This is a genomic window from Anaerococcus vaginimassiliensis (genome assembly GCF_900626155.1).
GTDB classification, from domain to species: Bacteria; Bacillota; Clostridia; order Tissierellales; family Peptoniphilaceae; genus Anaerococcus; species Anaerococcus vaginimassiliensis.
On record NZ_LR130844.1, the window covers coordinates 1,703,110 to 1,725,727 of the forward strand.

General features: G+C 30.3%; 29 protein-coding genes and 1 CRISPR repeat array. All 29 genes read right to left on the reverse strand.

Annotated elements, in window-relative coordinates:
- The 29 genes from rsmB to E0D87_RS08505 all read right to left on the reverse strand — a co-directional run bounded on the left by rsmB (position 1) and on the right by E0D87_RS08505 (position 22,556).
- Positions 1 to 1,281 (reverse strand): 16S rRNA (cytosine(967)-C(5))-methyltransferase RsmB, encoded by a 1,281-nt coding sequence (gene rsmB, locus E0D87_RS08375; RefSeq protein WP_130820074.1) that lies wholly within the window; start codon positions 1,279 to 1,281, stop codon positions 1 to 3.
- Complete coding sequence (gene fmt, locus E0D87_RS08380; RefSeq protein WP_130820075.1) at positions 1,281 to 2,213, reverse strand: methionyl-tRNA formyltransferase; 933 nt, start codon at positions 2,211 to 2,213, stop codon at positions 1,281 to 1,283. Before fmt ends, rsmB begins: the two co-directional genes overlap by 1 nt.
- Positions 2,213 to 2,680 carry a peptide deformylase gene (gene def / locus E0D87_RS08385; RefSeq protein WP_130820076.1) on the reverse strand — a complete coding sequence of 156 codons (468 nt, stop codon included), beginning with the start codon at positions 2,678 to 2,680 and terminating at the stop codon, positions 2,213 to 2,215. Before def ends, fmt begins: the two co-directional genes overlap by 1 nt.
- Before the next feature lie 44 nt (positions 2,681 to 2,724).
- Positions 2,725 to 6,186: a chromosome segregation protein SMC gene (smc, locus tag E0D87_RS08390; RefSeq protein WP_479722807.1), complete on the reverse strand. Its 3,462-nt coding sequence runs from the start codon at positions 6,184 to 6,186 to the stop codon at positions 2,725 to 2,727.
- A 47-nt stretch (positions 6,187 to 6,233) separates the two neighbouring features.
- Positions 6,234 to 7,313, reverse strand: a complete 1,080-nt coding sequence (locus E0D87_RS08395; protein ID WP_130820078.1) for an elongator complex protein 3 — start codon at positions 7,311 to 7,313, stop codon at positions 6,234 to 6,236.
- 2 nt (positions 7,314 to 7,315) lie between these two features.
- Positions 7,316 to 8,026 carry a ribonuclease III gene (rnc, locus tag E0D87_RS08400; protein ID WP_130820079.1) on the reverse strand — a complete coding sequence of 237 codons (711 nt, stop codon included), beginning with the start codon at positions 8,024 to 8,026 and terminating at the stop codon, positions 7,316 to 7,318.
- Complete coding sequence (locus E0D87_RS08405) at positions 8,026 to 8,250, reverse strand: acyl carrier protein (protein ID WP_004835101.1); 225 nt, start codon at positions 8,248 to 8,250, stop codon at positions 8,026 to 8,028. Before E0D87_RS08405 ends, rnc begins: the two co-directional genes overlap by 1 nt.
- Positions 8,247 to 9,221, reverse strand: coding sequence for a phosphate acyltransferase PlsX (plsX, locus tag E0D87_RS08410; protein WP_130820080.1), 975 nt, complete (start codon positions 9,219 to 9,221; stop codon positions 8,247 to 8,249). Before plsX ends, E0D87_RS08405 begins: the two co-directional genes overlap by 4 nt.
- A gap of 48 nt (positions 9,222 to 9,269) precedes the next feature.
- Positions 9,270 to 9,449, reverse strand: a complete 180-nt coding sequence (gene rpmF, locus E0D87_RS08415) for a 50S ribosomal protein L32 (protein ID WP_004835160.1) — start codon at positions 9,447 to 9,449, stop codon at positions 9,270 to 9,272.
- Between the two features lie 63 nt (positions 9,450 to 9,512).
- Entirely contained in the window at positions 9,513 to 10,706 is a 1,194-nt protein-coding gene (locus E0D87_RS08420; RefSeq protein ID WP_130820081.1) for an acetate/propionate family kinase, read from the reverse strand.
- 64 nt (positions 10,707 to 10,770) lie between these two features.
- The gene (locus tag E0D87_RS08425; protein WP_130820082.1) at positions 10,771 to 11,571 is read right to left on the reverse strand and encodes a hypothetical protein; all 801 of its coding nucleotides are present in this window, start codon (positions 11,569 to 11,571) and stop codon (positions 10,771 to 10,773) included.
- Positions 11,568 to 12,077 (reverse strand): PilW family protein, encoded by a 510-nt coding sequence (locus E0D87_RS08430; protein ID WP_130820083.1) that lies wholly within the window; start codon positions 12,075 to 12,077, stop codon positions 11,568 to 11,570. The genes E0D87_RS08425 and E0D87_RS08430 overlap by 4 nt, the downstream gene beginning before the upstream one ends.
- Before the next feature lies 1 nt (position 12,078).
- Positions 12,079 to 12,408, reverse strand: a complete 330-nt coding sequence (gene comGE, locus E0D87_RS08435; RefSeq protein WP_130820084.1) for a competence type IV pilus minor pilin ComGE — start codon at positions 12,406 to 12,408, stop codon at positions 12,079 to 12,081.
- Positions 12,383 to 12,832, reverse strand: coding sequence for a pilus assembly FimT family protein (locus tag E0D87_RS08440; protein ID WP_130820085.1), 450 nt, complete (start codon positions 12,830 to 12,832; stop codon positions 12,383 to 12,385). Before E0D87_RS08440 ends, comGE begins: the two co-directional genes overlap by 26 nt.
- Positions 12,829 to 13,545, reverse strand: a complete 717-nt coding sequence (locus E0D87_RS08445) for a prepilin peptidase (protein WP_130820086.1) — start codon at positions 13,543 to 13,545, stop codon at positions 12,829 to 12,831. Before E0D87_RS08445 ends, E0D87_RS08440 begins: the two co-directional genes overlap by 4 nt.
- A 3-nt stretch (positions 13,546 to 13,548) precedes the next feature.
- The gene (locus E0D87_RS09335) at positions 13,549 to 13,902 is read right to left on the reverse strand and encodes a prepilin-type N-terminal cleavage/methylation domain-containing protein (protein ID WP_130820087.1); all 354 of its coding nucleotides are present in this window, start codon (positions 13,900 to 13,902) and stop codon (positions 13,549 to 13,551) included.
- Positions 13,903 to 13,911: 9 nt separating this feature from the next.
- Positions 13,912 to 14,970: a type II secretion system F family protein gene (locus tag E0D87_RS08455; RefSeq protein WP_130820088.1), complete on the reverse strand. Its 1,059-nt coding sequence runs from the start codon at positions 14,968 to 14,970 to the stop codon at positions 13,912 to 13,914.
- A gap of 37 nt (positions 14,971 to 15,007) precedes the next feature.
- Positions 15,008 to 15,568 carry a ribosome recycling factor gene (frr, locus tag E0D87_RS08460; protein WP_130820089.1) on the reverse strand — a complete coding sequence of 187 codons (561 nt, stop codon included), beginning with the start codon at positions 15,566 to 15,568 and terminating at the stop codon, positions 15,008 to 15,010.
- Positions 15,568 to 16,284 carry a UMP kinase gene (gene pyrH, locus E0D87_RS08465; RefSeq protein ID WP_004835106.1) on the reverse strand — a complete coding sequence of 239 codons (717 nt, stop codon included), beginning with the start codon at positions 16,282 to 16,284 and terminating at the stop codon, positions 15,568 to 15,570. Before pyrH ends, frr begins: the two co-directional genes overlap by 1 nt.
- Before the next feature lie 74 nt (positions 16,285 to 16,358).
- Positions 16,359 to 17,747: an MATE family efflux transporter gene (locus E0D87_RS08470; RefSeq protein WP_130820090.1), complete on the reverse strand. Its 1,389-nt coding sequence runs from the start codon at positions 17,745 to 17,747 to the stop codon at positions 16,359 to 16,361.
- Between the two features lie 163 nt (positions 17,748 to 17,910).
- On the reverse strand, positions 17,911 to 18,060 hold the full coding sequence (locus tag E0D87_RS09140) for a hypothetical protein (RefSeq protein WP_165442738.1): 150 nt from the start codon (positions 18,058 to 18,060) through the stop codon (positions 17,911 to 17,913).
- A 101-nt stretch (positions 18,061 to 18,161) separates the two neighbouring features.
- The gene (locus E0D87_RS08475) at positions 18,162 to 18,416 is read right to left on the reverse strand and encodes a hypothetical protein (RefSeq protein WP_130820091.1); all 255 of its coding nucleotides are present in this window, start codon (positions 18,414 to 18,416) and stop codon (positions 18,162 to 18,164) included.
- Positions 18,417 to 18,497: 81 nt separating this feature from the next.
- Positions 18,498 to 18,773: a hypothetical protein gene (locus E0D87_RS08480; protein WP_130820092.1), complete on the reverse strand. Its 276-nt coding sequence runs from the start codon at positions 18,771 to 18,773 to the stop codon at positions 18,498 to 18,500.
- Between the two features lie 85 nt (positions 18,774 to 18,858).
- Positions 18,859 to 19,026: a carboxypeptidase M32 gene (locus tag E0D87_RS09145; RefSeq protein ID WP_165442739.1), complete on the reverse strand. Its 168-nt coding sequence runs from the start codon at positions 19,024 to 19,026 to the stop codon at positions 18,859 to 18,861.
- Between the two features lie 100 nt (positions 19,027 to 19,126).
- The gene (locus E0D87_RS08485) at positions 19,127 to 19,339 is read right to left on the reverse strand and encodes a hypothetical protein (protein WP_130820093.1); all 213 of its coding nucleotides are present in this window, start codon (positions 19,337 to 19,339) and stop codon (positions 19,127 to 19,129) included.
- Entirely contained in the window at positions 19,332 to 19,814 is a 483-nt protein-coding gene (locus E0D87_RS08490; protein ID WP_130820094.1) for a polymorphic toxin type 50 domain-containing protein, read from the reverse strand. Before E0D87_RS08490 ends, E0D87_RS08485 begins: the two co-directional genes overlap by 8 nt.
- Positions 19,815 to 19,910: 96 nt before the next feature.
- Positions 19,911 to 20,219 (reverse strand): hypothetical protein, encoded by a 309-nt coding sequence (locus E0D87_RS08495; protein ID WP_130820095.1) that lies wholly within the window; start codon positions 20,217 to 20,219, stop codon positions 19,911 to 19,913.
- A gap of 12 nt (positions 20,220 to 20,231) precedes the next feature.
- A CRISPR array of direct repeats spans positions 20,232 to 20,565; the repeat unit is 28 nt; unit sequence GGATCACCCCCGCTTACGCGGGTACAAC.
- Between the two features lie 111 nt (positions 20,566 to 20,676).
- Positions 20,677 to 21,843 (reverse strand): helix-turn-helix domain-containing protein, encoded by a 1,167-nt coding sequence (locus E0D87_RS08500; RefSeq protein WP_130820096.1) that lies wholly within the window; start codon positions 21,841 to 21,843, stop codon positions 20,677 to 20,679.
- Positions 21,844 to 21,857: 14 nt separating this feature from the next.
- Positions 21,858 to 22,556, reverse strand: a complete 699-nt coding sequence (locus E0D87_RS08505; RefSeq protein WP_130820097.1) for a DUF5986 family protein — start codon at positions 22,554 to 22,556, stop codon at positions 21,858 to 21,860.
- Positions 22,557 to 22,618: the final 62 nt, after the last annotated feature.

The following is a 22,618-nucleotide window of genomic DNA, read 5'->3' on the forward strand; positions in this document are numbered from 1 at the left end:
TCATATCTTCTTAAACTTACTTATAAAAAATCCATCAGTATTTTCTTTAAAGCTTACAAATTCGATGTAATCCTTACCATCTATTGGAACAACTTCCATGTTTTCCATTTTTTTAATATAGTCAAAGTTTTCTTTATTTTCTATATTTCCTATAGTACATGTTGAATAAACCAAAACTCCGCCTACTTTCAAATATTTTACAGAATTCGTGACGATTTCTCTTTGAAGTTCGGCAAGTTTTCTTATATCTTCTAAGCTTCGATTGTATCTTATCTCTGGCTTTCTCGCCATAACACCTAGTCCAGAACATGGTGCATCGACTAAAATATAGTCAAACTTCTCCTTGTATTCATCCTTATAAACTCTAGCATCGAAATTGGTTAATTCAATATTTCTTAAATCAAGTCTATTGATATTTTCTGAAATCAAATCCAACTTATTAAAAGAAATATCATTCGCTAATATTTTACCTGTATTTTCTGTATATTCAGCAATATAGGTTGTCTTGGTGCCTGGTGCTGCACAAATATCGAGCATATTAGAATTATGTTGCGGATTTAAAACTTCAACTGTTTTCATACTTGCTTCTTGCTGAATAGTAAATAGACCATTTTCAAATAGATTTGTGCTGACTAAACCATTAGGATTATCTACTATCAGAGCATTCTTGCTTATTTTTGAATCTTTTACAGTATAACCAATAGATTCAAGATCCTTTTTTAAGCTATCTGCATCTATTTTTGTGGTGTTTACCCTTATTGATAGTTTACTTTCCTCATTAGCATATCTTAGAAATTCTTTTGTATAGTCCATCCCATAATTATCAAAAATATATTTAGTTATGTCATAAGGCATGGAATATCTAACAGATAAGGACTTCAAATCATCACTAATTTTTATCTTAGATATTTCTTTTTCATTTCTAATAAAGTTTCTAAGAATAGCATTTACAAAGCCTGCCGATCTTTTGTTTTTCTTCTTTGTAAGATCAACTAGCTTGTCTACCGTCGCATAGTCCTTTGTTTCTAGAAAGTGAATATTATAAATTCCAATCTCTAAAATAAGTAGGACATTCTTGTGAATTTTTTTAAGTTTTATTTTAGAAAGCTTATCAATCATATAATCTAAATATATTTTGTTTTCTAAAACCCCATATATTACCTTTGTTATGTAAGAGAGATTACTTGCCTTATCCGACAAGTAATTTATCTCATCGTTACTTTTCTTACCTATATAAATTATATTTGTTAAGCTATTAAATATTAATTCCAAATCTGTCATTAGTCTAGATTTATCGCTTCTTTAAAATCATTTCCCATTAGGAAAGATTTAACGTCCATGGCTTTTTTTCCTGGAAATTGAATTTTAACAAGTTTTATAGCTCCATCTCCAGTTCCTATAACGATTCCTTCCTTAGGATTTGCCTTGTAGACAAAACCAGGATTTTTCTTATATGAATCAAGAACTTCTGCCTTATATACTTTTACATTTTTTCCTTCATAAGAAAAATAAGCTACTGGATATTCTACGAAAGCACGGATTTTATTTATTATATCAAAAGAAGACTCTGACCAGTTGATCTTTCCCATCTCTTTTGTTATTTTTGTACAAAATGTAGCTTTTTCATCATCTTGTTTTATTCTATTTTCATATAAACTATCAAAGTTTAGTAGAGTATCTCTAATAACAACGGCTCCAATTTCTCCAAGTTTTTCTTCCATGCTGGTATAATCATCAGAATCTTTAATCTCTACATCCTTTTGCATAAGAATATCACCAGAATCCATTCCCTTTTCTATAAGCATAGTTGTTGCAGAAGTTATTTTATCTCCATTTAATATAGAAAATTGCATAGGGCTAGCTCCCCTATATTCTGGTAGTTTGGATGGGTGAAGATTTATAATCCTATCAGGATATGCTTCTAGTAGAACTTTTCCTATCATTTGTCCAAATGCAACTACTACAATATAGTCAATATCTAGTTCTTTAAGTTTATTTACAAACTCCTCGGTATTGACTGTCTTAGGTGTTACAACGTCGATGTTATTATCTTGGGCATATTTTTTAATCTCTGTTGGGCTAACCTTGCCCCTAGATCTTTTCTTATCTTCAGAACTTACTACAAGTTTAACATCTATATCTTTATCCTTATAAAGAATATCCAAAGTTCGCACTGCAAACTTTGGATTTCCCATAAAACATATATTAATCATTAATTATCGTATTTAACCTCTTCAATAGACTTATCTCTAAACAGAATTCCATCTAAATGGTCAATCTCATGAGATAAGATTACAGCTGGGAATCCATGGGCATCCCAGATTTTTTCATTGCCGTCTTCATCAATATATTTTACTTTTACATGCTCAGGTCTTTTTACTGTAGCATTAAAATTAGGTATAGAAAGACAACCTTCTACTCCTACCTGCTCACCATCAGCTTCTATTATTTCAGGATTAACTAGCTTTACCAATCCTGTTGTTTCATCATGTGGGTCAACCACTATTACTCTTTTTAATATTCCAACTTGAGGAGCAGCAAGACCAACGCCGTCGGCTTCGTACATTGTTTCAGCCATATCGTCTAGTAAAACTTTTATTCTATCTGTTACTTCTGGAACCACTTTAGATTTTTTTCTTAATAAAGGGTCCCCTTCTTTTCTTATATTTCTAATTGCCATACTTCCTCCTTATCTAGGTTATTGTACTTTTCTAAAGGTCATTTTCAATTTTGCCCAAAGTCTATCGAGTATATCTTGCTTATTCCTTCATCACTGATAGTTACACCGTGGATTCTCTCGGCAAGTTGCATGGTTGTTTGCCTGTGAGTTATCATAATAAATTGAGTCTTATCAGACAAACTTTTTAGATATTCTATATATCTTTTAATATTAGTTTCATCTAAGGCAGCATCAATCTCATCTAGTATTGCAAAAGGTGCTGGATTTGTTTCAAATATTGCAAATAATAGCGAAACTGCTGTAAGCGCCTTCTCTCCACCAGACAAAAGAGAAATAGTCTTTTGAGATTTTCCTGGAGGTCTAGCTTGTATTTCTATTCCCGCATTCAAACTATCGTCACTATCGAGAACTAGCTTGGCATCTCCTCCAATAAATAGAGTTTTGAATATTCTTGTAAACTTATCATTTATGAGTTTGAAGTTTTTCAAAAACTCTACTTTCATATCTTTTTCAAGCTTAGCAATCATCTTTTCTATATCATCTTTGGAATTAACCAAATCTTGAAGCTGTCTATCAATAAAGTCGAATTCTTTTTTGCTCTCTTCATATTTATTGATAGAATCACTTTCAAAATATCCTACAGAATTTAATTTTCTCTGGATTTCAATCAGTTTAGATTTGCTAACCTTTACAATGTTTCTATCCTTATACTTCTTAGAAAGCTCTTCTATTGGCATGCTAATATATGCTTTAACTTCATCTATCAAAGAATCATATTTTTCCTTAAGAGATTTTAGCTTATAGTCAGCCTCTACTTTTTTCATTTCAAGGTTCTTTAACTCTTCTTTAAGCTTAGTGTTATCCTTAACCATAGTAGTATTATCGTCAAGCATTTTATTTCTGGAAATCTCTTTTTTGCTTAGCTTTTCTTTTTCTTTAGACATGTTTTTCTTAGAAAAATCTATAGTTTTTCTAAGCTTTTCATCGTCATTTTTTAAGTCTTTAAGAGAGTTTTCAGTTTCAATTTTAAGCTTACTTTCAAGCCTAGAAGAAGATTCCAAATCATTTATAGCATTTTCCAGGTCGGATAGTTTATTTATAGTTAGGACATTATCTCTTTTACTTATCTCAAATTGACTTTCTAGTCTCAGATTCTCTGTAGACTTTTCTTTGATAAGTTGATCAATCTCATCTAGCTCTTTACCTATTTCACTTATCTTATCGTTTGCAATATCTCTTTTTCTCTTTAGATCAGAAATATCTACAATTTTTTCATCTTTATCATCTGTATCATTTTTTTCATTTAATTCTTCTTTTCTCTGATATAGATTTTCAAGCTTGATTTTAATTGTCGCAAGCTTACTAAGACTTGCCCTATAATCTTCTACGTGATTTGTGAAGTTTTTTTTATCTAAAGTTAATTTCTCTTCTAAATCGTCTATACTTTGGATTAATTCATTATAGGCGAGGTTTAATTTATCCTTATTATTTCTAAGTTTTAGGATTTTTTCTTTTAAATCATCGAGTCTTTTATTTCTATTTAAGAGATTAGTATTTTTCTTTCTATTCTTGTCATTCCCAGCAACCATTGACCCCCAATTGTTAATTATATCAAGGTTCATGGTAATTATCCTGTAGCCTTTGATTTTATTAGATAAGCTTATAGCATCATCAATATCTTTTACAACTACAGTAGATCCTAGAAAATGATCTATTATATGATTCAAATTTGCCTTATATCCAACCAAATCATAAGCCATAGCTAGAACTTCAGGATAGTTAGGTTTATCCTTCCTAAAAGATTTAATAGAATCAATAGGCAAGAAAGTAATCCTTCCTAGTCTATTTTGATTTACAAAATTGATTAGCTCTCTCGTGTCACTTTTTGATTTAGTGACGATATTTTGAAGGGCATTTCCCATCAAGTTATCTATTACTTCCTCATAACCTTCTTTAACACTTATAAGATTTGCCAAAGAATCAAGATACAAATTATCTAAACCAGAATCTTTCGTTTTGTTCAAAAAATCTTGTATGGAATAAAAATAACCTCTGTTCTTGTCTAAGTTTTCTTTTTGTAATTTAAATTCTGATATACTGGTCTTTAGTTTTAAGTTATTTTCGTTATTTTCTTTTATTAGTTCATCTAATTTTATCTTCTTATCTTTCAGAATTTCTGACTTTTTAATTAATTCTTCCTTAAAATTAGCGTTTTTTTCTTCTAAAGTTTTAATTTCCTTAATTAAAGAATCTCTATCAAACTCTAGTTTTTCAATTTCTTTGGAAAGATTATTTAATTTTTCTATCCTAATCTCATCTTCTTTAGCCTTCCTCTTGTCAAGAATAGCTTTAGATTTTTGGTTGATTTCATATTGATAGATTTCTTCAGATATTTTAACTAAGTCTAATTCTACTCTTTTCTTATTATCTGAGATGGCTATTTTATCTTGTTCTAATTTATTTGAAAGCTCTTTATTATCTGTTATTTGAGCTTTGATCTCATCTAACTTTTCTTCTAAACTTTTTTGTCTCTTTTTGCTATCTTCAAGGTCTTTTAGAAGTTTTTCTTTCTTTAGATTATTATTTTTTATATTTTCTAGGAGTCTATCAAGATCTTTTTGTTTATAGGAAAATTCTCTTTCGTTTAATAAAAGTGAATTTTCAGATTTTTCGATTGACTTTTCGTATCTTCTAATAGATTCTGTCGCTTTATATATCTCATCATTTACAGAATTAAGGTTTATCTCATAAGGTTTTAATTTACTTTTTATTTCATCAAGCTTGTTAGATTTTCCTTCTATTTCAGATTTTAACCTATTAATTTCATCTTCTACAGAACTCTTTTCCGCAATCAAACTCTCTGATTTGTTTTTTATATAAAAATAAGATTTTTCATCTAAAGATTCGGTTAATTCTTTATGTTTTCTGCTATTATCTGCATAAGTTTTTATAAGGTTTAAGTCTTTTTTCTTAAATTCCCAATCTCTATTTATTATCTCAAGATCTTCGCTAACCTTTTCAAGTTTTTTGTTAGCTTCATCTCGTCTGAATTTGTGTTTGGATATACCGCTGGCTTCCTCAAATATACTTCTTCTATCTTTTGGAGAAGAAGATATGATTTGTTCAATTCTTCCTTGAGATATAATAGAGTATCCTTCTTTACCTACGCCTGTATCTAGAAAAAGCTCTCTTACATCTTTAAGCCTTACCTTTTTGCCATTAATTCTATATTCATTTTCTCCATCTCTATAGATTCTTCTAGAGATTTTAACCTTATCATAAGCTAGATCCAAGGCCTTATCTTCATTAGAAAAATTAAGATTTACTTCCGCTAAGTTTAAAGATTTGGAGTTTTCTCCTCCTTGAAATATTACATCATCCATTTTGTTTCCACGGAGTGATTTTGCAGATTGTTCTCCCAAAACCCATCTAATAGCATCAGATATATTGCTCTTGCCTGAGCCATTTGGTCCAACTACTGCAGTAATTCTATCGTCAAAATCTATCTTTGTTCTATTCGCAAATGATTTAAATCCCTTTAGTTCTATATTTTCTAGTCTAATAGCAAATCACCACCGTAGTTTTTCTCAACGTATCTTTTTATAAAACCATCTAGGTCTATATCAATCTTCATATCACTTGCTTGTATATATCCTAAATCATCTTCTGTGAAAGACAAATTTATGCCAAAATTATCATAAAAATATTTTTTGTTAGCTTTCTTGTTGCCAGCAATAATAGATATACTCCTTGGATCTGTATGGATATTTATGTCACCGGAAATATTATTTTCTCTAATTATTTCTTCTAAATAAATCCTATAGACGTATGATTCTACAAGTTGTCTAATAGCAGGATGAAAAGGACCTGCAACAACATCTTCCTTGTCATTAATATTTTCTGTTGGTTGAAGACCTATTCTGATTACATTTATATCTTTAGCCCTATAAATCATATAAAGATCTGCAGATAAAGACACCGCTTGATCTAAGGTTAATGGTTGATACAATCCATTTTTATATAAAATCTCAAGTTTTGTATCTTTTATTACTAAAGTAGGATATATCCTTACTATATCAGGACCAATATTTGCCGATTTTATGGCAGTTTCTATAGATTTTTCTCTTGTATCTTTATATAATCCAGGCATAATTTGATGGCCTAAGGTAAAACCCCTTTGTTTTATGAGTTTACTAGCATAAAAGGATTCATCTATGCTATGACCTCTTTCATTTGCATCTAAAATATTTTGATCAAGTGATTGGATTCCAAGCTCTATAATATCAACTTTATAATCTTGTAAAATATCAAGAATAGAATTATTTATATAATCAGGTCTAGTAGAAAGTCTGATTCTATCAATAATTCCCTTCTCTTTGTAGGCTAAGGCAATCTTTAGATAACCTATCATTGTATCTTGGTCAAGTCCTGTGAAAGATCCGCCAAAAAATGCTATCTCTGTAGCCTTCTTATCAGGGTAATACGAGAGATTTTTATTTATTTCGCTTATTATTTTTTCCTTATCTAATTTGTCCTTATAATTTGTAATTTTAACTTGATTGCAAAACGCACAATCATGTGGACAACCCAAAAAAGGTATAAATATTGGTATTATATATTCTTTCTTCGCCATAATTATTTTTTAATCTTATTGTAAGCAGCCTTTGCTGCATCTTGTTCTGCTTGCTTCTTATTTTTACCTACACCTGTTGCCAATATTCTATTTCCTAGTTTGACAGCCATAGTAAAGGTCTTAGCATGTTCTGGACCTTCTTCTTTTACAAGCTCATACTTTAATATCTTCTTATCTTTAGCATTGTGATATTCTTGTAGTTTTGTCTTATAATCATTGAAAATACTATCATCATTTATAATTACAAGTGCTTCGTCTTTGTAATTTTTAACTAGTATATCAAATAATTTTTCATAAGAACTATCAAGGTATATTGCAGCACACACTGCTTCGAAGGTATCAGCCTTGACGTGTTTTTTTAGATGACCTCCATGCTCCTTCTCGCCCTTACCAAAGTTTAAATAAGATGACATATCGAATTTTTCACAAGCTTTTGCAAAAGATGAAGTGCAGACTAGTCTTGATCTAGTTTTAGTCAACCAACCTTCAGGTTTGTTGTTGTAGTGTTTAAACAAAATCTCACTTACTATCATATCTAAGATGGAATCACCAAGAAACTCCAATCTTTCGTTACTCTTGCTCTCGCCTCTCGCTTCATTTGTATAAGATGAATGAGTAAAGGCTACATCTATCAATTCCTTATCATTGAAGCTGTAGCCTATTTTATTCTCAAATTCTTCTATTTTTTTTAATCTATTTTTAGATATAGACATTAATTTTTGCTCTCAATCAAACTAACTATATCAGCAAAACTTTCAATCTCATCAAGTTCTTCATCAGAAAACTCAATTGAAAACTCATCTTCTATTATCATTATAAAGTCAACTAGGTCAATAGAGTCGATATCTAAATCAGAAATTTTGCTATCTAGATCAATTTGGTCTGGATCAATATCTAAATTTTCTACTGCCAATTCTTTTAATCTTTCTCTAATCAAATCAATTCTCCTTCAATTTTATCTATTACTTTCTTGTCTATATAATCCATTAGTCCTAATAAAGCATTGCATATTGCAACTTCATTGGCATTACCGTGCGCCTTAAAGACATATGATTTTACTCCAAGTAAAGGCGCACCTCCTACTTCATCAGCAGAATATTTGCCAAACATATATTTGATGTCCTTTTTTAAAATTCCAGCAGCAAGTTTGTTTGATAATGACTTGTAAAACACTTCTTTCAGTTGACCTGCAACTAACTTCAAAATTCCTTCTGCTGTTTTGATAGCAATATTTCCATCAAATCCATCTGCAAGAATTACATTAGCCTTTCCTGTTAAAAGGTCTCTTGCTTCTATATTTCCAACAAAGTTTAGGTTGGATTCTTTTAATAACGCGTAGGATTCTTTGCTTAGTTTATTACCTTTATGCTCTTCAACTCCAACATTTAGGAGGGCTATCTTTGGATTATCTATGCCAAGAATATTTTCTAGATATACTTTACCCATTAATCCGAATTCTTCCAGATATTGAGCCTTGCAGTCCATGTTAGCTCCTGTATCCATTAGAAGTGTTGTTCCTTCTATTGTAGGAAGGCTTGTTGCAAGACATGCCCTATCTATACCATTGATTCTTTTTGCTATAAATAAGCCTCCCGCAAGTAAAGCTCCAGTTGAACCAGCTGATAAAATCCCATCGTAGCCTTCTTCCTTAGCTTTTTCATAAGCTAAAACAATAGAGGCGTCTTTTTTTCTTCTTATAGACCTTGCAGGGTCATCGTCATTTGAGATAAAATTTGTTGTATGGATTATTTCATACTTATCTATCCTACCAGATATTAATTCTTCTATTTTTTCCTTATCTCCGATAAAAACAGGTGTAAAATCCTTCTTTTTTTGGCAAGCTATAGCCCCATCTACTAGGACTTTCTCTCCCTGATCTGCTCCATATGTATCTATTAATATTTTCATATATTCCTCTTTATTTTTATAAAAAAAAGATAGTGTTAAACACTATCTTTACTCTACATCAAGAATTGTTTCGCCTTTATATTCACCACAGTTTGGGCAAACTCTGTGTGGAAGTTTTGGCTCATGACAATTTGGACACTCAACATAGTTTGATCTATTCAAAGTATAAGCTGAGGCTCTTCTTTTATTTTTTCTTGTTTTTGATGTTCTTCTCTTTGGTACTGCCATCTTTGACACCTCCTCTTATCAGTTTAGCAATCTTTTATATTATATAATTCTAAAAACTTTTTGTCAAGCTTCTACAATTGATTTTGTATCTCTTGCTATCATCAATTCTTCGTTAGTAGCTACTACCATAACTTTAACTTTAGAATCGTCTGTAGATACTTCGTGAGCTCCTCCACGAACGTTGTTTTTTTCTTCATCAATTTCTATTCCAAATTGTTGGAAACCATCCATGATATCTTTTCTCATATCAATTGAGTTTTCACCAATTCCACCTGTAAATACGATAGCATCAACGCTTCCTATTTCAGCCATGTATCCTGCTATATATCTTTTAGCTCTTGTGATGAACATATCTAGTGCGTATTGAGCTCTTTCGTTTCCGTCTTTAGCAGCTGCTTCTAGATCTCTAAAATCAGAGCTTACTCCAGATACTCCAAGAACTCCAGATTCTTTGTTTAGGATATTTTCCATTTCTTTTGGTGAAATATTGTTTTCTTGCATGATATATGTTACTGCTGTTGGATCAATATCTCCTGACCTTGTTCCCATGATTAAACCTTCAAGTGGAGTTAGACCCATTGATGTGTCATATGATTTACCATCTTTGACAGCTGTAATAGAAGAACCATTACCAAGGTGGCAAGAAATAATATTAAGTTCACTTATATCTTTACCTAAAAGTTCCGCAGTTTTGTTTGTAATGAATTTGTGGCTTGTTCCGTGGAAACCATATTTTCTAATTCCATCTTCTTCGTAATATTTATAGTCTATACCATATAGGAAAGTTCTTTCTGGCATAGTTTGGTGGAAAGCTGTATCAAATACTGCTACATTTGGAACGCCTTCAAGTAATTTTTCACAAGCTTGAAGTCCCATTAGGTTTGCTGGGTTGTGAAGTGGTGCAAATTTAGTGTATTCTTCAATTGCTTCTCTAACGTTAGCATCTATTAGAGTAGATTTTGTAATTTTTTCTCCACCGTGAACAAATCTATGTCCAACTGCATCTATTTCAGAAAGATCTTTGATAACACCGTTTTCACTATCTACTAAAGCATCAAACACGTGACCTACTGCTTCAGTGTGATCTTTCATATCTTCTTCGATTGTATATTTGTCATCACCTTTTTCTTGGATAAGTCTTGATCCGTCAATTCCAATTCTTTCTACAAGACCTTTTACCATAACTTCTTCATTGTCCATGTCAAATAATTGATATTTTAGTGATGAACTACCACAATTTATTACTAGAATTTTCATGTTTCCTCCATTGATTTTCGTTTTCTCTTCAATTATTATACCATAATTTGCCATTTGGCAAGGTTTAGTAAGCTTGTTTACTAATTATTTGTAAACTATATTTACTATCGAGATTTCCTATGTTGTCTTTAAACATTTCACAATCATTTGTATAATATAATTTGTCTTGACTATAACCATTACAAGCCAAAAGTCCATCTACAGTTAGGCTTTTACCATTGTGATCTATCTTTCCTTTTACAATCAGTATTCCTTTTATATTAGTATCTTTCGTAAGTTTCATATCACCTTCTACTATGACACAAGGACCGTATTCTTTTTTCTTGTTAAAAGCTTTATTATCCAAAATTTCATAATCGCTTATTCCAAGCTTATCTATATATTCTTTATTTTCATAATAGGAAATTGGCTTTTTTTGTAATAATATAGGGTTTATACTCGCACTTATATAGGCTCTCGCCTCTCCTAGAGAGCTTTTATAAACAGATTCATTGTATACTCTATATATTTTCGTATTAGCATCTATTAAGTCATCCCTGTAGAAATCTTTTACTCTTGTTAAATAAATTTTCCTATTATTGTTTTTATAATAAACACTATCTTTTTTTAAATTTGCTATTTTTTCTTCGCTTAAAGTCGATATATCTCTACCAAAATCATTATTTATGTATGTTAAAAGACTTTCTTTTTCTTCCTTCAAATAAATATTAATGTTTGACTCAGCATCGTAAGTAGCTTGTTTTTTATCAAGCAAACTTGATTTTATTTCATGATTATTTTTACTTTGATCATTAATAAAGGCTATACTAACTGATAAGATAAGTAAGAGAAGTAAAACATATATACTTATAAATCCCTTTTTCATAGCCTCTCCTCAAGCTTTATAAAGGTCTTTATCCTAGACTTCTGAGAAGAATTATTGATTACTATTTCAATCGTTTGATTTTCTTTGTCATAATACATGAAGATATCTCGTAAAATAGCAATTCTTACCTTTCCCTCTTTAAAGCTTTGATTGTCTTCATTGTCAATATAAGCATATAAAACCTTATAGCCCTCTTCTTCGCCATTCCTATTTTCTAGGGAAAATCTTATTTGAGAATACGCACTATTTTCCTTCCTCCCATCTACAAATAATATAAAATTACAAGAGTCTAGGGATTCTATTTCAGTTATTTTTTGTGCTTTTCTTATCTTTTCTTCTATATACATTGCAGCAAAACTTGCTTGTTTATATTCTTTTTCTTCCTTGTAGGAGGAATTTAAAATATTAAAATTAAAAGAAAATACTAAACTCAAAGCTCCAACAAGTAAGCTAATTATAGCAAGACTTGCAAGTAATTCTATTAGGGTAAATCCTTTTTTCTTCATCTTATTTTACCAAATCCAAATAGTAGCCATCACATGTTACGACAATTTTCTTTAAATCACCCTCGTAATCGCTAACGCTTACTTCTATATCAAAATTATTTACCCTAATAATATCTTCTCCAACTTCCATGTCTTTAGATCTTTCAAGAGCTTCTTCCATAGCATAAATAAGTCTTGTATCTTCTTTATTTTTAACATCTAACCTATAAATGTTTGACAGAGAAGGCATTAGGCTGACTATTATTATTGCAAGTAAGGCTAAAGCTATAAGACATTCTATCAATGTAAAACCTAAAAGTTTTTTATTATTCGATCTTTTCTTTAGACACATGACTATATCCTCCTGCTACACCTACTGTAAGTATATAATTGTAACCATTATCACAAGAAAATCTTATACTATCGGCTCCATTTACAGAACCAGTTGGCAAGAACTCAAACTCTTCTGTTTCGTGACCATATTTTCTAAGATAATTTAGATTTACTCTCCTTGCTTCCATTTCCTCTACCTTAAGCCCGCTTTTTTGAGAAATCGTATAGTAATCTTTATTTATCTTGACTATAACACTATTTCCACTTGCCATTGCCTTTTCTTTTGCAAAATAAACATTATTAACAAGAGTATTAACTTCATTTTTAATCTTGATTTCTCGGATAATGTTGAGTCTTAAAACTGCTACAGTTGAAATAATTGAAATTATAGCAATAGTTACAAGTAGTTCAATCAGAGTGAATCCTCGCTTTTTAATATTCATAAGAAAAACCTTCCGTCTAATGAAAGCATAGAAACGTAAGAAATAAAGATAAATATAGCAAAAGGCATATGTCTACCAAAACTTTTATCCTTAATTAAAATAATTATCCCAACCAATGCGCCAAGCCAAATTGATAGAAAAATGTAAGGTACAAATACTCGGTCCTTTAAAAATAAAGATAAGCCTACATAAAAGTAGTAATCACCATCTCCAATATTTTCCTTTGATATTTTAAATATCAGCCAGTAAATAACGCTAAATACAATAACCTCTAGGATATAGTCCCAAGAAAAGCCTATGTAGATTAACCTATAAATTATTCCTAGCCCTGACATTATTAGTAGATGATTTTGATAAATCTCCATTGTTTTTAAATCTATAATAGATATTAACAATCCTATTATTAAGGATGCGAATATTAAAATTGACTGAAATGTAAAGCTATACCTAAAAGCTAGCAAAGACAAAACTCCACAAGCCATTTCTATAATTAAGCTCTCGTTTCCAATCTTCTCACCACAATTTTTGCATCTACCTTTTAGTAATATATAAGAAAATATAGGAAAAAGCTCATAAAAGCTAAGATTTTTCCCACAAGCTTCGCAGTGACTTCTAGGATATATTATAGATTCACCTCTGAGTTTTCTATGTTGAACTAAGTTTATGAAAGATCCAAATATTGCACCCAGATAAATAGTAAATATAAAATACATCTATTAATCTTGAGCTTTCTGTGTAATTATTGGTTCTATTTTTATGACTCCATTTTCATAATTTACCCTATAGCTATCTTCATCATGGCCAAGTCCTTTTGGAATTTCAGGCCATTTTTCAATGTATTCGTTATCAGTAGTACTTCCATCATCCCAAGGAAAACTATCAACATTTCCATCTGCAATCGCCATTTCTGCTGCAGTTGTTAAAACTTGCCTGTTTGCCTCATCAGCAGTGTATGCTGCCTTTAATTTAGACTTATTATATCTAGGAATAGCTATAGCGGCGAGAATTGAAATTATAGCTATTACTATTATTAACTCTATTAGGGTAAATCCCTTTTTCTTCTTATTCATATATGCTCCTTAATAAAGACTGTTCACAGAATCAAACATAGGAATAGTCACAGAAAATACTACAAATCCAACTATAAGTGCCATTATTAGTATCAAAATTGGTTCAGCAAGTTTCGAAAATTTCTTTAATTTATAAATATATTCGTTCGAATAATATTCTGATGCTTTCTTAAGAGATTCTTCTAGTTTACCGCTAGTTTCTCCTATTTCTAACATTGATACTAACATGTTTGAAAAGATTTCCGACCTATCAAAGCACTCAGAGAGATTCCTTCCTTCTAGTAGGTCTTTTTTTATGTAATAAAACTTTTCTTGTATATAGGTATTTCTGTAAGATGCACTTATAATGTCTATACTTTTTATAATATCAATTCCCCCGCTTTTCAAAATATAAAGTAGAGATGTCAACTTATACTCTACATTTAACATTCTAAAACGTTTTAGAGGTAAATATTTAAATATAGCATAATCTATAGCAAGTCTATAATCATCTTTCCTATAAAATAATGCAAGCATTAGAAAAGTGGTTACTATCATTGCTAAAATTAAAATCCAGTATTCACTAAAAAAGTCACTTATAGAAATAAGTATTCTCGTTGATAAGGGTAAAACCATGTTCGCATCTTTGAAGCTTGCAATAAATGTAGGCATTACCAAATTTATAATTAAACCTATCACTATAATTGTAACTAATAACAGTACTATGGGATAGATAAAGGCTTCTCTTATTTTAGATTTATTGTTACTTGTTACAAATAAAAAGTCTGAAAATTCATCTAATACATCTCCTAGCCTACCACTCTCCTCTCCTGATTTTATAAAAGATATTAGCATAGGATCAAAGCTTTCCTTTTCTTTGTAAAAGGATTCATAAGCATTTAGACCATTATTTAAATTATCTAAAACTTTTTTTAGGCTCTTCGTTAGTTTTTTGTCTATATTCTGACCTATTATTATTCTTAGGGCATTGTCTAAACTTATGCCCGAATTTAAAAGTAAGGATAATTGCTTTAAGAACAAGGATAAAATCCTACTAGAAATTCTAGTAGGAAAAATATCCCTATTCAATAAATCACTTATCCTTTTAAAACTAGCCTTATTCAATTTATACTGACATCAATTCTTTGTTTTTCTTGTTAGCAAGAGCTTCCACTTCTTCTATCTTTTTGTCAGTTATTTTTTGGATTTCATCTTCCAGTGTGTATCTGTCGTCTTCTGTTACATCTCCAGATTTTTCACTCTTTTTAACTTCATCCATTGCTTCTCTTCTCTTATTTCTGATGACAATCTTAGCATCTTCTGCATAAGTATCAACTTGTTTAGTATATTCTTTTCTTCTTTCCTCTGTTAGTTGTGGGAAAGGAAGTCTAATAACTTCGCCGTCGTTTTGAGGGGTGATACCAATGTTAGATTTCAAAATAGCTTTTTCAATTGGTCCTATATTTGACTTATCCCATGGTTTAATCATTAGTAGCCTAGCTTCTGGTACAGAAACTGTTGCTGCTTGGTTAATTGGTGTCTCTGTTCCATAGTATGAAAATGTAATTCCATCAAGAACTGCTTCTGTTGCACGACCTGCTTTGATTGTAGCTATTCTATTTTCGAAAGAATCTACCGCCTTAGCCATCTCATCTTGCGCTTGCTTTTTTATTTGTTCATAAATCATTAAAAACTCTCCTTTACTATTGTCCCTACTGGACTTTCTTCTTTAAATATTCTTACTAAATTGCTAGCATCATCAATACCAAATACGAATAGTGGCATATCATTATCCATACATAATGATGTAGCAGTTGTATCCATAATCTTTAGTTCTTTGTGAAGAATTTCTTTATAAGTTAGCTTATCAAACTTAACTGCATCATGATAAACATTTGGATCTTTATCATAGATTCCGTCAGTTCCAGTTTTTCCTAGAAGTATGACATCAGCATCTATCTCAAGTGCTCTAAGGCTTGCTGTTGTATCAGTTGAGAAATATGGTAGACCAGTTCCTGCAGAAAATATTACAATCCTACCCTTCTCTAAATGTCTTATAGCTCTTCTTCTGATGTATGGCTCTGCAACTTCCTTCATATCAATTGCAGTCATAAGTCTAGTTTCTAGTCCCATTTGCTCCAAAGTTCCTTGAACCCTTAGACCATTCATAACTGTTCCTAACATCCCTATTGTATCTGAGCTCGCTCTATCAATTTCCTTGCCAGATCTACCTCTCCAGAAGTTACCGCCACCAACTACAATAGCGATTTCAACTCCAAGGTCTGAAACAGCCTTAATATTTTCACATATATTTATAATAATATCATCGTCAAAGCCGAAGCCTCTATCTCCAGCTAAAGCTTCACCACTTAGCTTGAGAACAACTCTTTTATAATCTTGCAAAATAATCCTCCTACTCATATTAATTATAACCTATTGCTATCAAAGTTGGCAAGAGGGTTTTCCTATCCAATATTTTAAAAAGAACCCTTCTTCCAATTTCCATTTTTATAAATGAAATGAGCTATAAAAGTAACAATAACATTAGAAATTGACATAGAAATCCATATTCCTGTCACACCAAGATTAGTAAAATGTTTAAATAAAAATAATAGCGGAATCCTGATTCCCCAAAGTCTTACGACATCAACAAACATCGAATACTTGCTATTACCAGAACCTTGGAATAAGCCTTGGTATATAAAAAACATATTTAGCATAACTAATGTCAAAAGCGTATATGACATATAAGAATCAGCTTGAACCATAAGTGTTGAATCAACAGGAGAATCTATGAAAAATCCTAATATTTCAATCCTATAAATATAACCTAATATAGCAATAATAAAAGACATAACACCTACGATTATCGATGCCTTAATAAAAGTCTCCTTAACTCTTTCTATATTTCTATTTCCAATATTTTGACCTATTATACTTGTAATAGCAGATCCTATTCCTCCTGGAGGAATATTTAAAAGTCCAGTAATTCTATTTACCATGCCGTAGGCTGCAACTGTATCAGTTCCATATGATTGGATAAAAGTATTTAGAATTATAAACCCAAGGGCAGTTCCCATTTGTCCAACAACAGCTGGAGTTGCAATAGAATAAATTCTCTTGATTACACTTTTTTCCCACTTAATGTATATAAATGATTTTAAATTAAGTTTTATAGCATCTTTATTTATTTTTAGATGGATAAATCCTAATAAGCACATCAAAGCTTGGGTAATTACTGTAGCAACAGCTGCACCCTTCACTCCCATATTTAATCCTCTTAAACCAAAGATTGGTATATTATCAAATATAAAAAAAGGATTTAGAACCATATTTAATAATACACAAGTAGTGCTGATTATAGTTGGTATAGTATTTTTCCCTTGAGCATTAAAAACAGCCGAATAAATAAAATACAAAAATATAAAAGGAGTGCCTAGATACGAATATTTCAAATATATTACGGAAAAATCATAAAGTTTACCACTAGCTCCCATCATTTTCACTATAAAATCAGCAGTGAAAAATCCGATAATCGTGAAAATTATTGAAAATATAAATGAAATATTGATTAATGTATCCGTATATTTTTGGGCATTTTCACGATCTCCCCTACCTAAAAGTTGGGAAATAAGAGAAACCGCCGCAATAGATAAACCCATCCCTATTGAGTTAAATAAAAAAATTACCGGCCAAGTAAATGACGTCGAAGCAAACTCCGCTGTGCCGAGCTTACCCAACCAAAAAGCATCGGCTAGTGAGTAAAGCTGTTGAATAAAGTTATTTAAAATAATAGGAATCGAAATTATAGCAATAGCCTTATAGATATTACCATATAAAATCAATTCCCTGCGATCTTTCTTCATATAGTCTCCTAAGCAAATATTTCTCCTATTATTTTATCACATAAATATATTAAATAAAGAAAACTATTAAAAAGAATAGCATTAAAAGATATTTTGAATAATCTCTGATTATTTAAAAATGTAAATGGCATGACCAATGACTTATCAACTAATCAAATTACTACTAATTATCCTTTGATCTTAACAAGTTTATAAAAAAGCAGAATCCTACAATCATTGTTGGTATACCAATAAAATTATTTTTATCCTTAAAATATAAGTGTAAAAATAATCCTAGTGCAAATAATAACAAACTATATATTTTCTTGTTCATATATCCCCCATGAAACATAAAAAACTAATATTAATACAAAATAAATCCGTAAAATAATATAATAAGAATATAAAATATCTTAAATTGCCAAATCATTTTACTTATATACTATTATACCTAAAATCAATTCTCGTAAAATATCTAGCTTGCTCGAGTACAATTCTTACAAAAGCCATTCCACTAATATATTCTTCTTGGATCATGTAAATAAAATCACTAAGGTATTCTTCAGATATATCCTTGTATTTAATAGCTGCTTTAAAGGAAACATCAGTATAAGCTGTCTCTCTTTTTAATACTCCATAATAATAAAGTATAATCTTAAACACTAAAACATCATAATCATCCTTAGACATATTTGATCCTTTTTGTACTAAAAAAGCACCTCTAAAATCCTACACCTGTAAATTTAGCTGTGCTTTATTCAAAAACTATATTCAATTTGTCATCTCTAATGTCTGGGATGACCAGACACAATATTCATCCCATTTAGAAAGATTAATTTTTTTCATAAATTTTAAGTTAAACTCTTCTACTTTTTGATTAGGTATCAACCAGCCAAATAAAGAATCAACTTCCATTCCACTAAATAGCTTATCATCACACTGTCCAAAATCTAAAAAGAAAACTTTGTTTAATTTCTTTGCTTCATCTTGGACTAATTTAAAAAACTTGATAAACTCATTATTTTTCTGCGTTCTTAATCCTAGCATTGTCAATAAATTCCTTCAGAACTGTTACAAATTAGGTACTAAAAAAGCACCTCTAAAATCTTACACCTGTAAGTTTAGTTGTGCTTTATTTTTCTTTATTCATTTTCTTTCTATATTCTTCAATTTTTTTTAATCTTTCTTCAACAACTTTTTTATCTTCTTCCGATAATTTTCTAGGACTTTCTGATGCATATCTTGCTTCAATTATTTCGGCAACTTCCTTATCAGTAAGTTCCTCTTTTTTTAGATTCATTTTTTATCCTCCACTATATACACCATAGCATTGTTATCGTTCTTTATTTCTTTATCTGATAATGATTTATTCATCTTCTTTTACCACTTTACTAATTAAATCAAGCTTTAATAATTTTTATGTCCTCTATATCTTCAATTTTTAAAGCTATTGATTTTACACTATTATTGACATAAAAAGTATCATACTGGTACTCAGAATCATCAAAATCTTCAGCAATTAAAATTCCTGCACCTGAACCTTGGATTTTCTCTCCATTTTTTAATATTACAATTATATTGTCAGCCCATTGTGCTTTCTCAAAATTAATCAAAATATTCTCCTTTTATTGGTATAATATGACTACCTTTTTTGGAATAAATTATTCTACCCTTTGTTGTAGGATACTTTTTTCCATCATATACGTAATATCCAATTACTTTGTGAAAATCAAATTCTTCTTCACTTCTAGCTTTTCCTGCCTTTGTAACAGTAACTATGCCTTTTCCATAATTATCATAAATTAACCTTTGAGCTTCATCATAATCAATCATTAAGATACTTTGAAGTCCATATCCCTTTTTAATCCTAGATCTATAATAATCTTCAAATCTTCTATTTCCTTCATGGTGTTTCTCGAAGTGATCTTTATTTAATTTTAAATTAAATTCACCATTTCTGACTCTTTTTGTAATTTCTATAGAAGATGACCTAGCAGCAATAGCTTTTCTTTCTTCTATTTTATCACGTTTTTCAGGATCATTCCACTGTTTTGACCAAACATCCTGTCTTCTATTTTTATCCGGCACATAATCAACAGTGCATCTACAATATCTATGCCTCCTATATACATTGTTACCTGTATTTTTAACTTCTTGATAGTCATATACTCCAGCAATAGATTTTCACCAATCACAACAGTTTCCTTTTTCTCTCCTAATAATTTTAGGTCTTAATCCTGCCTTATAGTGAAGGTCTGCATTTTTCTTTATAGTATCGTCGACTATAGACTGAGTGAAATTTCTAATGGGTTCATCTAGTAACCACTTGCCTTTTTCAAAGGAATCATATTCACTAATCTTATTTACTAACATATCAATCCTATCTTGGTTTAAGTCTGCCTTTTGTGCTTGTATTAATATATTGGCTTGTTTATTCAATATGCTTTGAACTTCCTTTGAATATTCAGATACTAAATCATAATTTCTTACCATATCAGGCTCTATGGATTAGCCCCGCTTGCGCGGGTACAACGCTTTACTGCATTTGAGGTAGATTTAGAAGAAAGGATCACCCCCGCTTGCGCAGGTACAACATCCACAGTATAAGTTTAGTGCTGGAGATACTAGGATCACCCCCGCTTACGCGGGTACAACAATAACAACAACAGGGACTTTTCTTTTTGGGAAGGATCACCCCCGCTTACGCGGGTACAACAAATCCTGATGAAAATATAGAAAGTGCTGTAGGGGATCACCCCCGCTTACGCGGGTACAACTGAAAAGTTTACATTATTCTCTATTCCAGCTTCGGGATCACCCCCGCTTACGCGGGTACAACACTACTTTCGTACCCTCTCATGTCAAGCTTATGATAAATTTGCTTTATTACAAATTATAAAAACGGAGCCTTCACTAGCTCCGTTAAAAATATAATTAATATATCAATCTATTAATTATTTTTATTAAGTTTCAACTCTAAAATATTATTCTTAACATTATCATCAACACTTAAATACCCCTTCGGTAAATTTAATAATTCTTCTATTTCATCACTAAATAGATTTACTGATGATTCCTCAAAAATATGAATAATATCTTGTTTAGAGTAATCATTTTCTAACAATAATTTTATTCCCATTTTAAATATATTTTCATTTAATACATGTGGGAAATCCCCTGGTTCATTCTGTCTCCAACCTTTACTATTTATTTGTCGCATTAGATATTGAAATTGATTATTAGTTATGATTCCTAAATCACAAGCTCGATAAAGCATTGCTTGTATTGAAACTCCCCACTTTTTTTTCATTCTTATATAATATTCCAACTCAGTTGGATATCTTTCACAATCATTTAAATACGTTTCTTTTGGCAAAAGAAACGAGCTTGCAAATTTATTTGCTTGCCTTTCTCTCTCTTTAAATTCATCATTAGATAAAGTTTCAATGTCTTCAGTCCAAGGATGGAGCAAAATATGTCCTAGTTCGTGAGCCAAATCAAAGTTTATTCTTGCTTTTCCTTTTTTCCCAATAGATAAAACAATTATATAAGTTTCATTACCATTTATATCTATAATTTGACTGTACGCATCAATTTTTCTATCAGATAAGCTAACTCCTGTTACAATTAATCCATTTTCTTCTAAGATATATTGTAAATCATTTATAGGTCCATTACCTAATGACCACCATTCTCTAATAGTCAAAGCAATATTTTCAATATCTTCATCAGATAAATTTTTATTATCAATATCTATTTTAGGTAAATTTAAAAGTGGAAAATCAATATACTTATATAGAGCTTCATATAATGCACCAATAAATTCTACTTTAGTAATTTCTGCAGATCTACTTTTTTTACTAGTCGTGCTTAAAGATCTAAAATAAGTAGAACCAGACTTAATATTGATACTGTCATCTTGAAAAAAATAATTAATAGGAAAATGTAAAGTTCTTGATAATTTAATAATTGTTGAAAAGTCCGGATTTCCCTTATTATTTTCGTACAACGAAAGTGTTTGTTTACTCAAATCTAAGGAATCTCCTAATTCAGCTAGAGTCATCCCTCTGAAAGTTCTAGCCGTTTTCAATCTATCTCCATTAAATTTGGAACTCATATTCTACACTCCTCTTAACCATGTTTTTTTAGATTTTTCTCTTTTAATCCTAGTCTTATACCTTTATTAGGTTTATTATCTTCTTTATTTATTAATTTATCATCAGATTCATTTTCTGAACTTGTTAAATCTAAGAAATCAGGGCTTATCAAGCTCATTATTGATTCTTTCTCCGCTATGTTAAATTGGTTTCCTAATAAATACCAATTCATTTCGCTTACTTTATTAAATTTATAATCATACGCTACTACATAATAGGTATACTCTTCAAAATCTATATTAATACCATAAAATATATTTTTAAAATCTTTCTCATAAACATCATTATCAAAAGTTTTACCTAATTCAAAAGACATTTGTTTATTGGCTTCAATTTCATTATTTAAACAATTTAAGATTGTCTGCATATAATGTGGAACTTTACGATTTTTCTCTATTGGTATTCTATTTAAATTTGAAATGCTTGTAATGCTTATTAAAGATTTAGTATCTAAATCTAAAATAAATCTTCCTTCCCAAGCATATCTTTTAAATTTATGAACAATATAATTATCAGAAGTTAATACTTCCTTTAGCTTTGTATTGATAACATCTGACTTCATACTTCCTAAGCAATTATGAGAATCTAGGTTTAATTTGTATTTACAATCTAAAAAATCTTGTTCTAATGCCTCCGCAATCACGTTAGCTATAGTTTCTTTTAACTTTTCCAATCACACACCTCCGTCGATATTTGTCTATATTATAGACTATATTTTTAGAAAAGTCAACTATT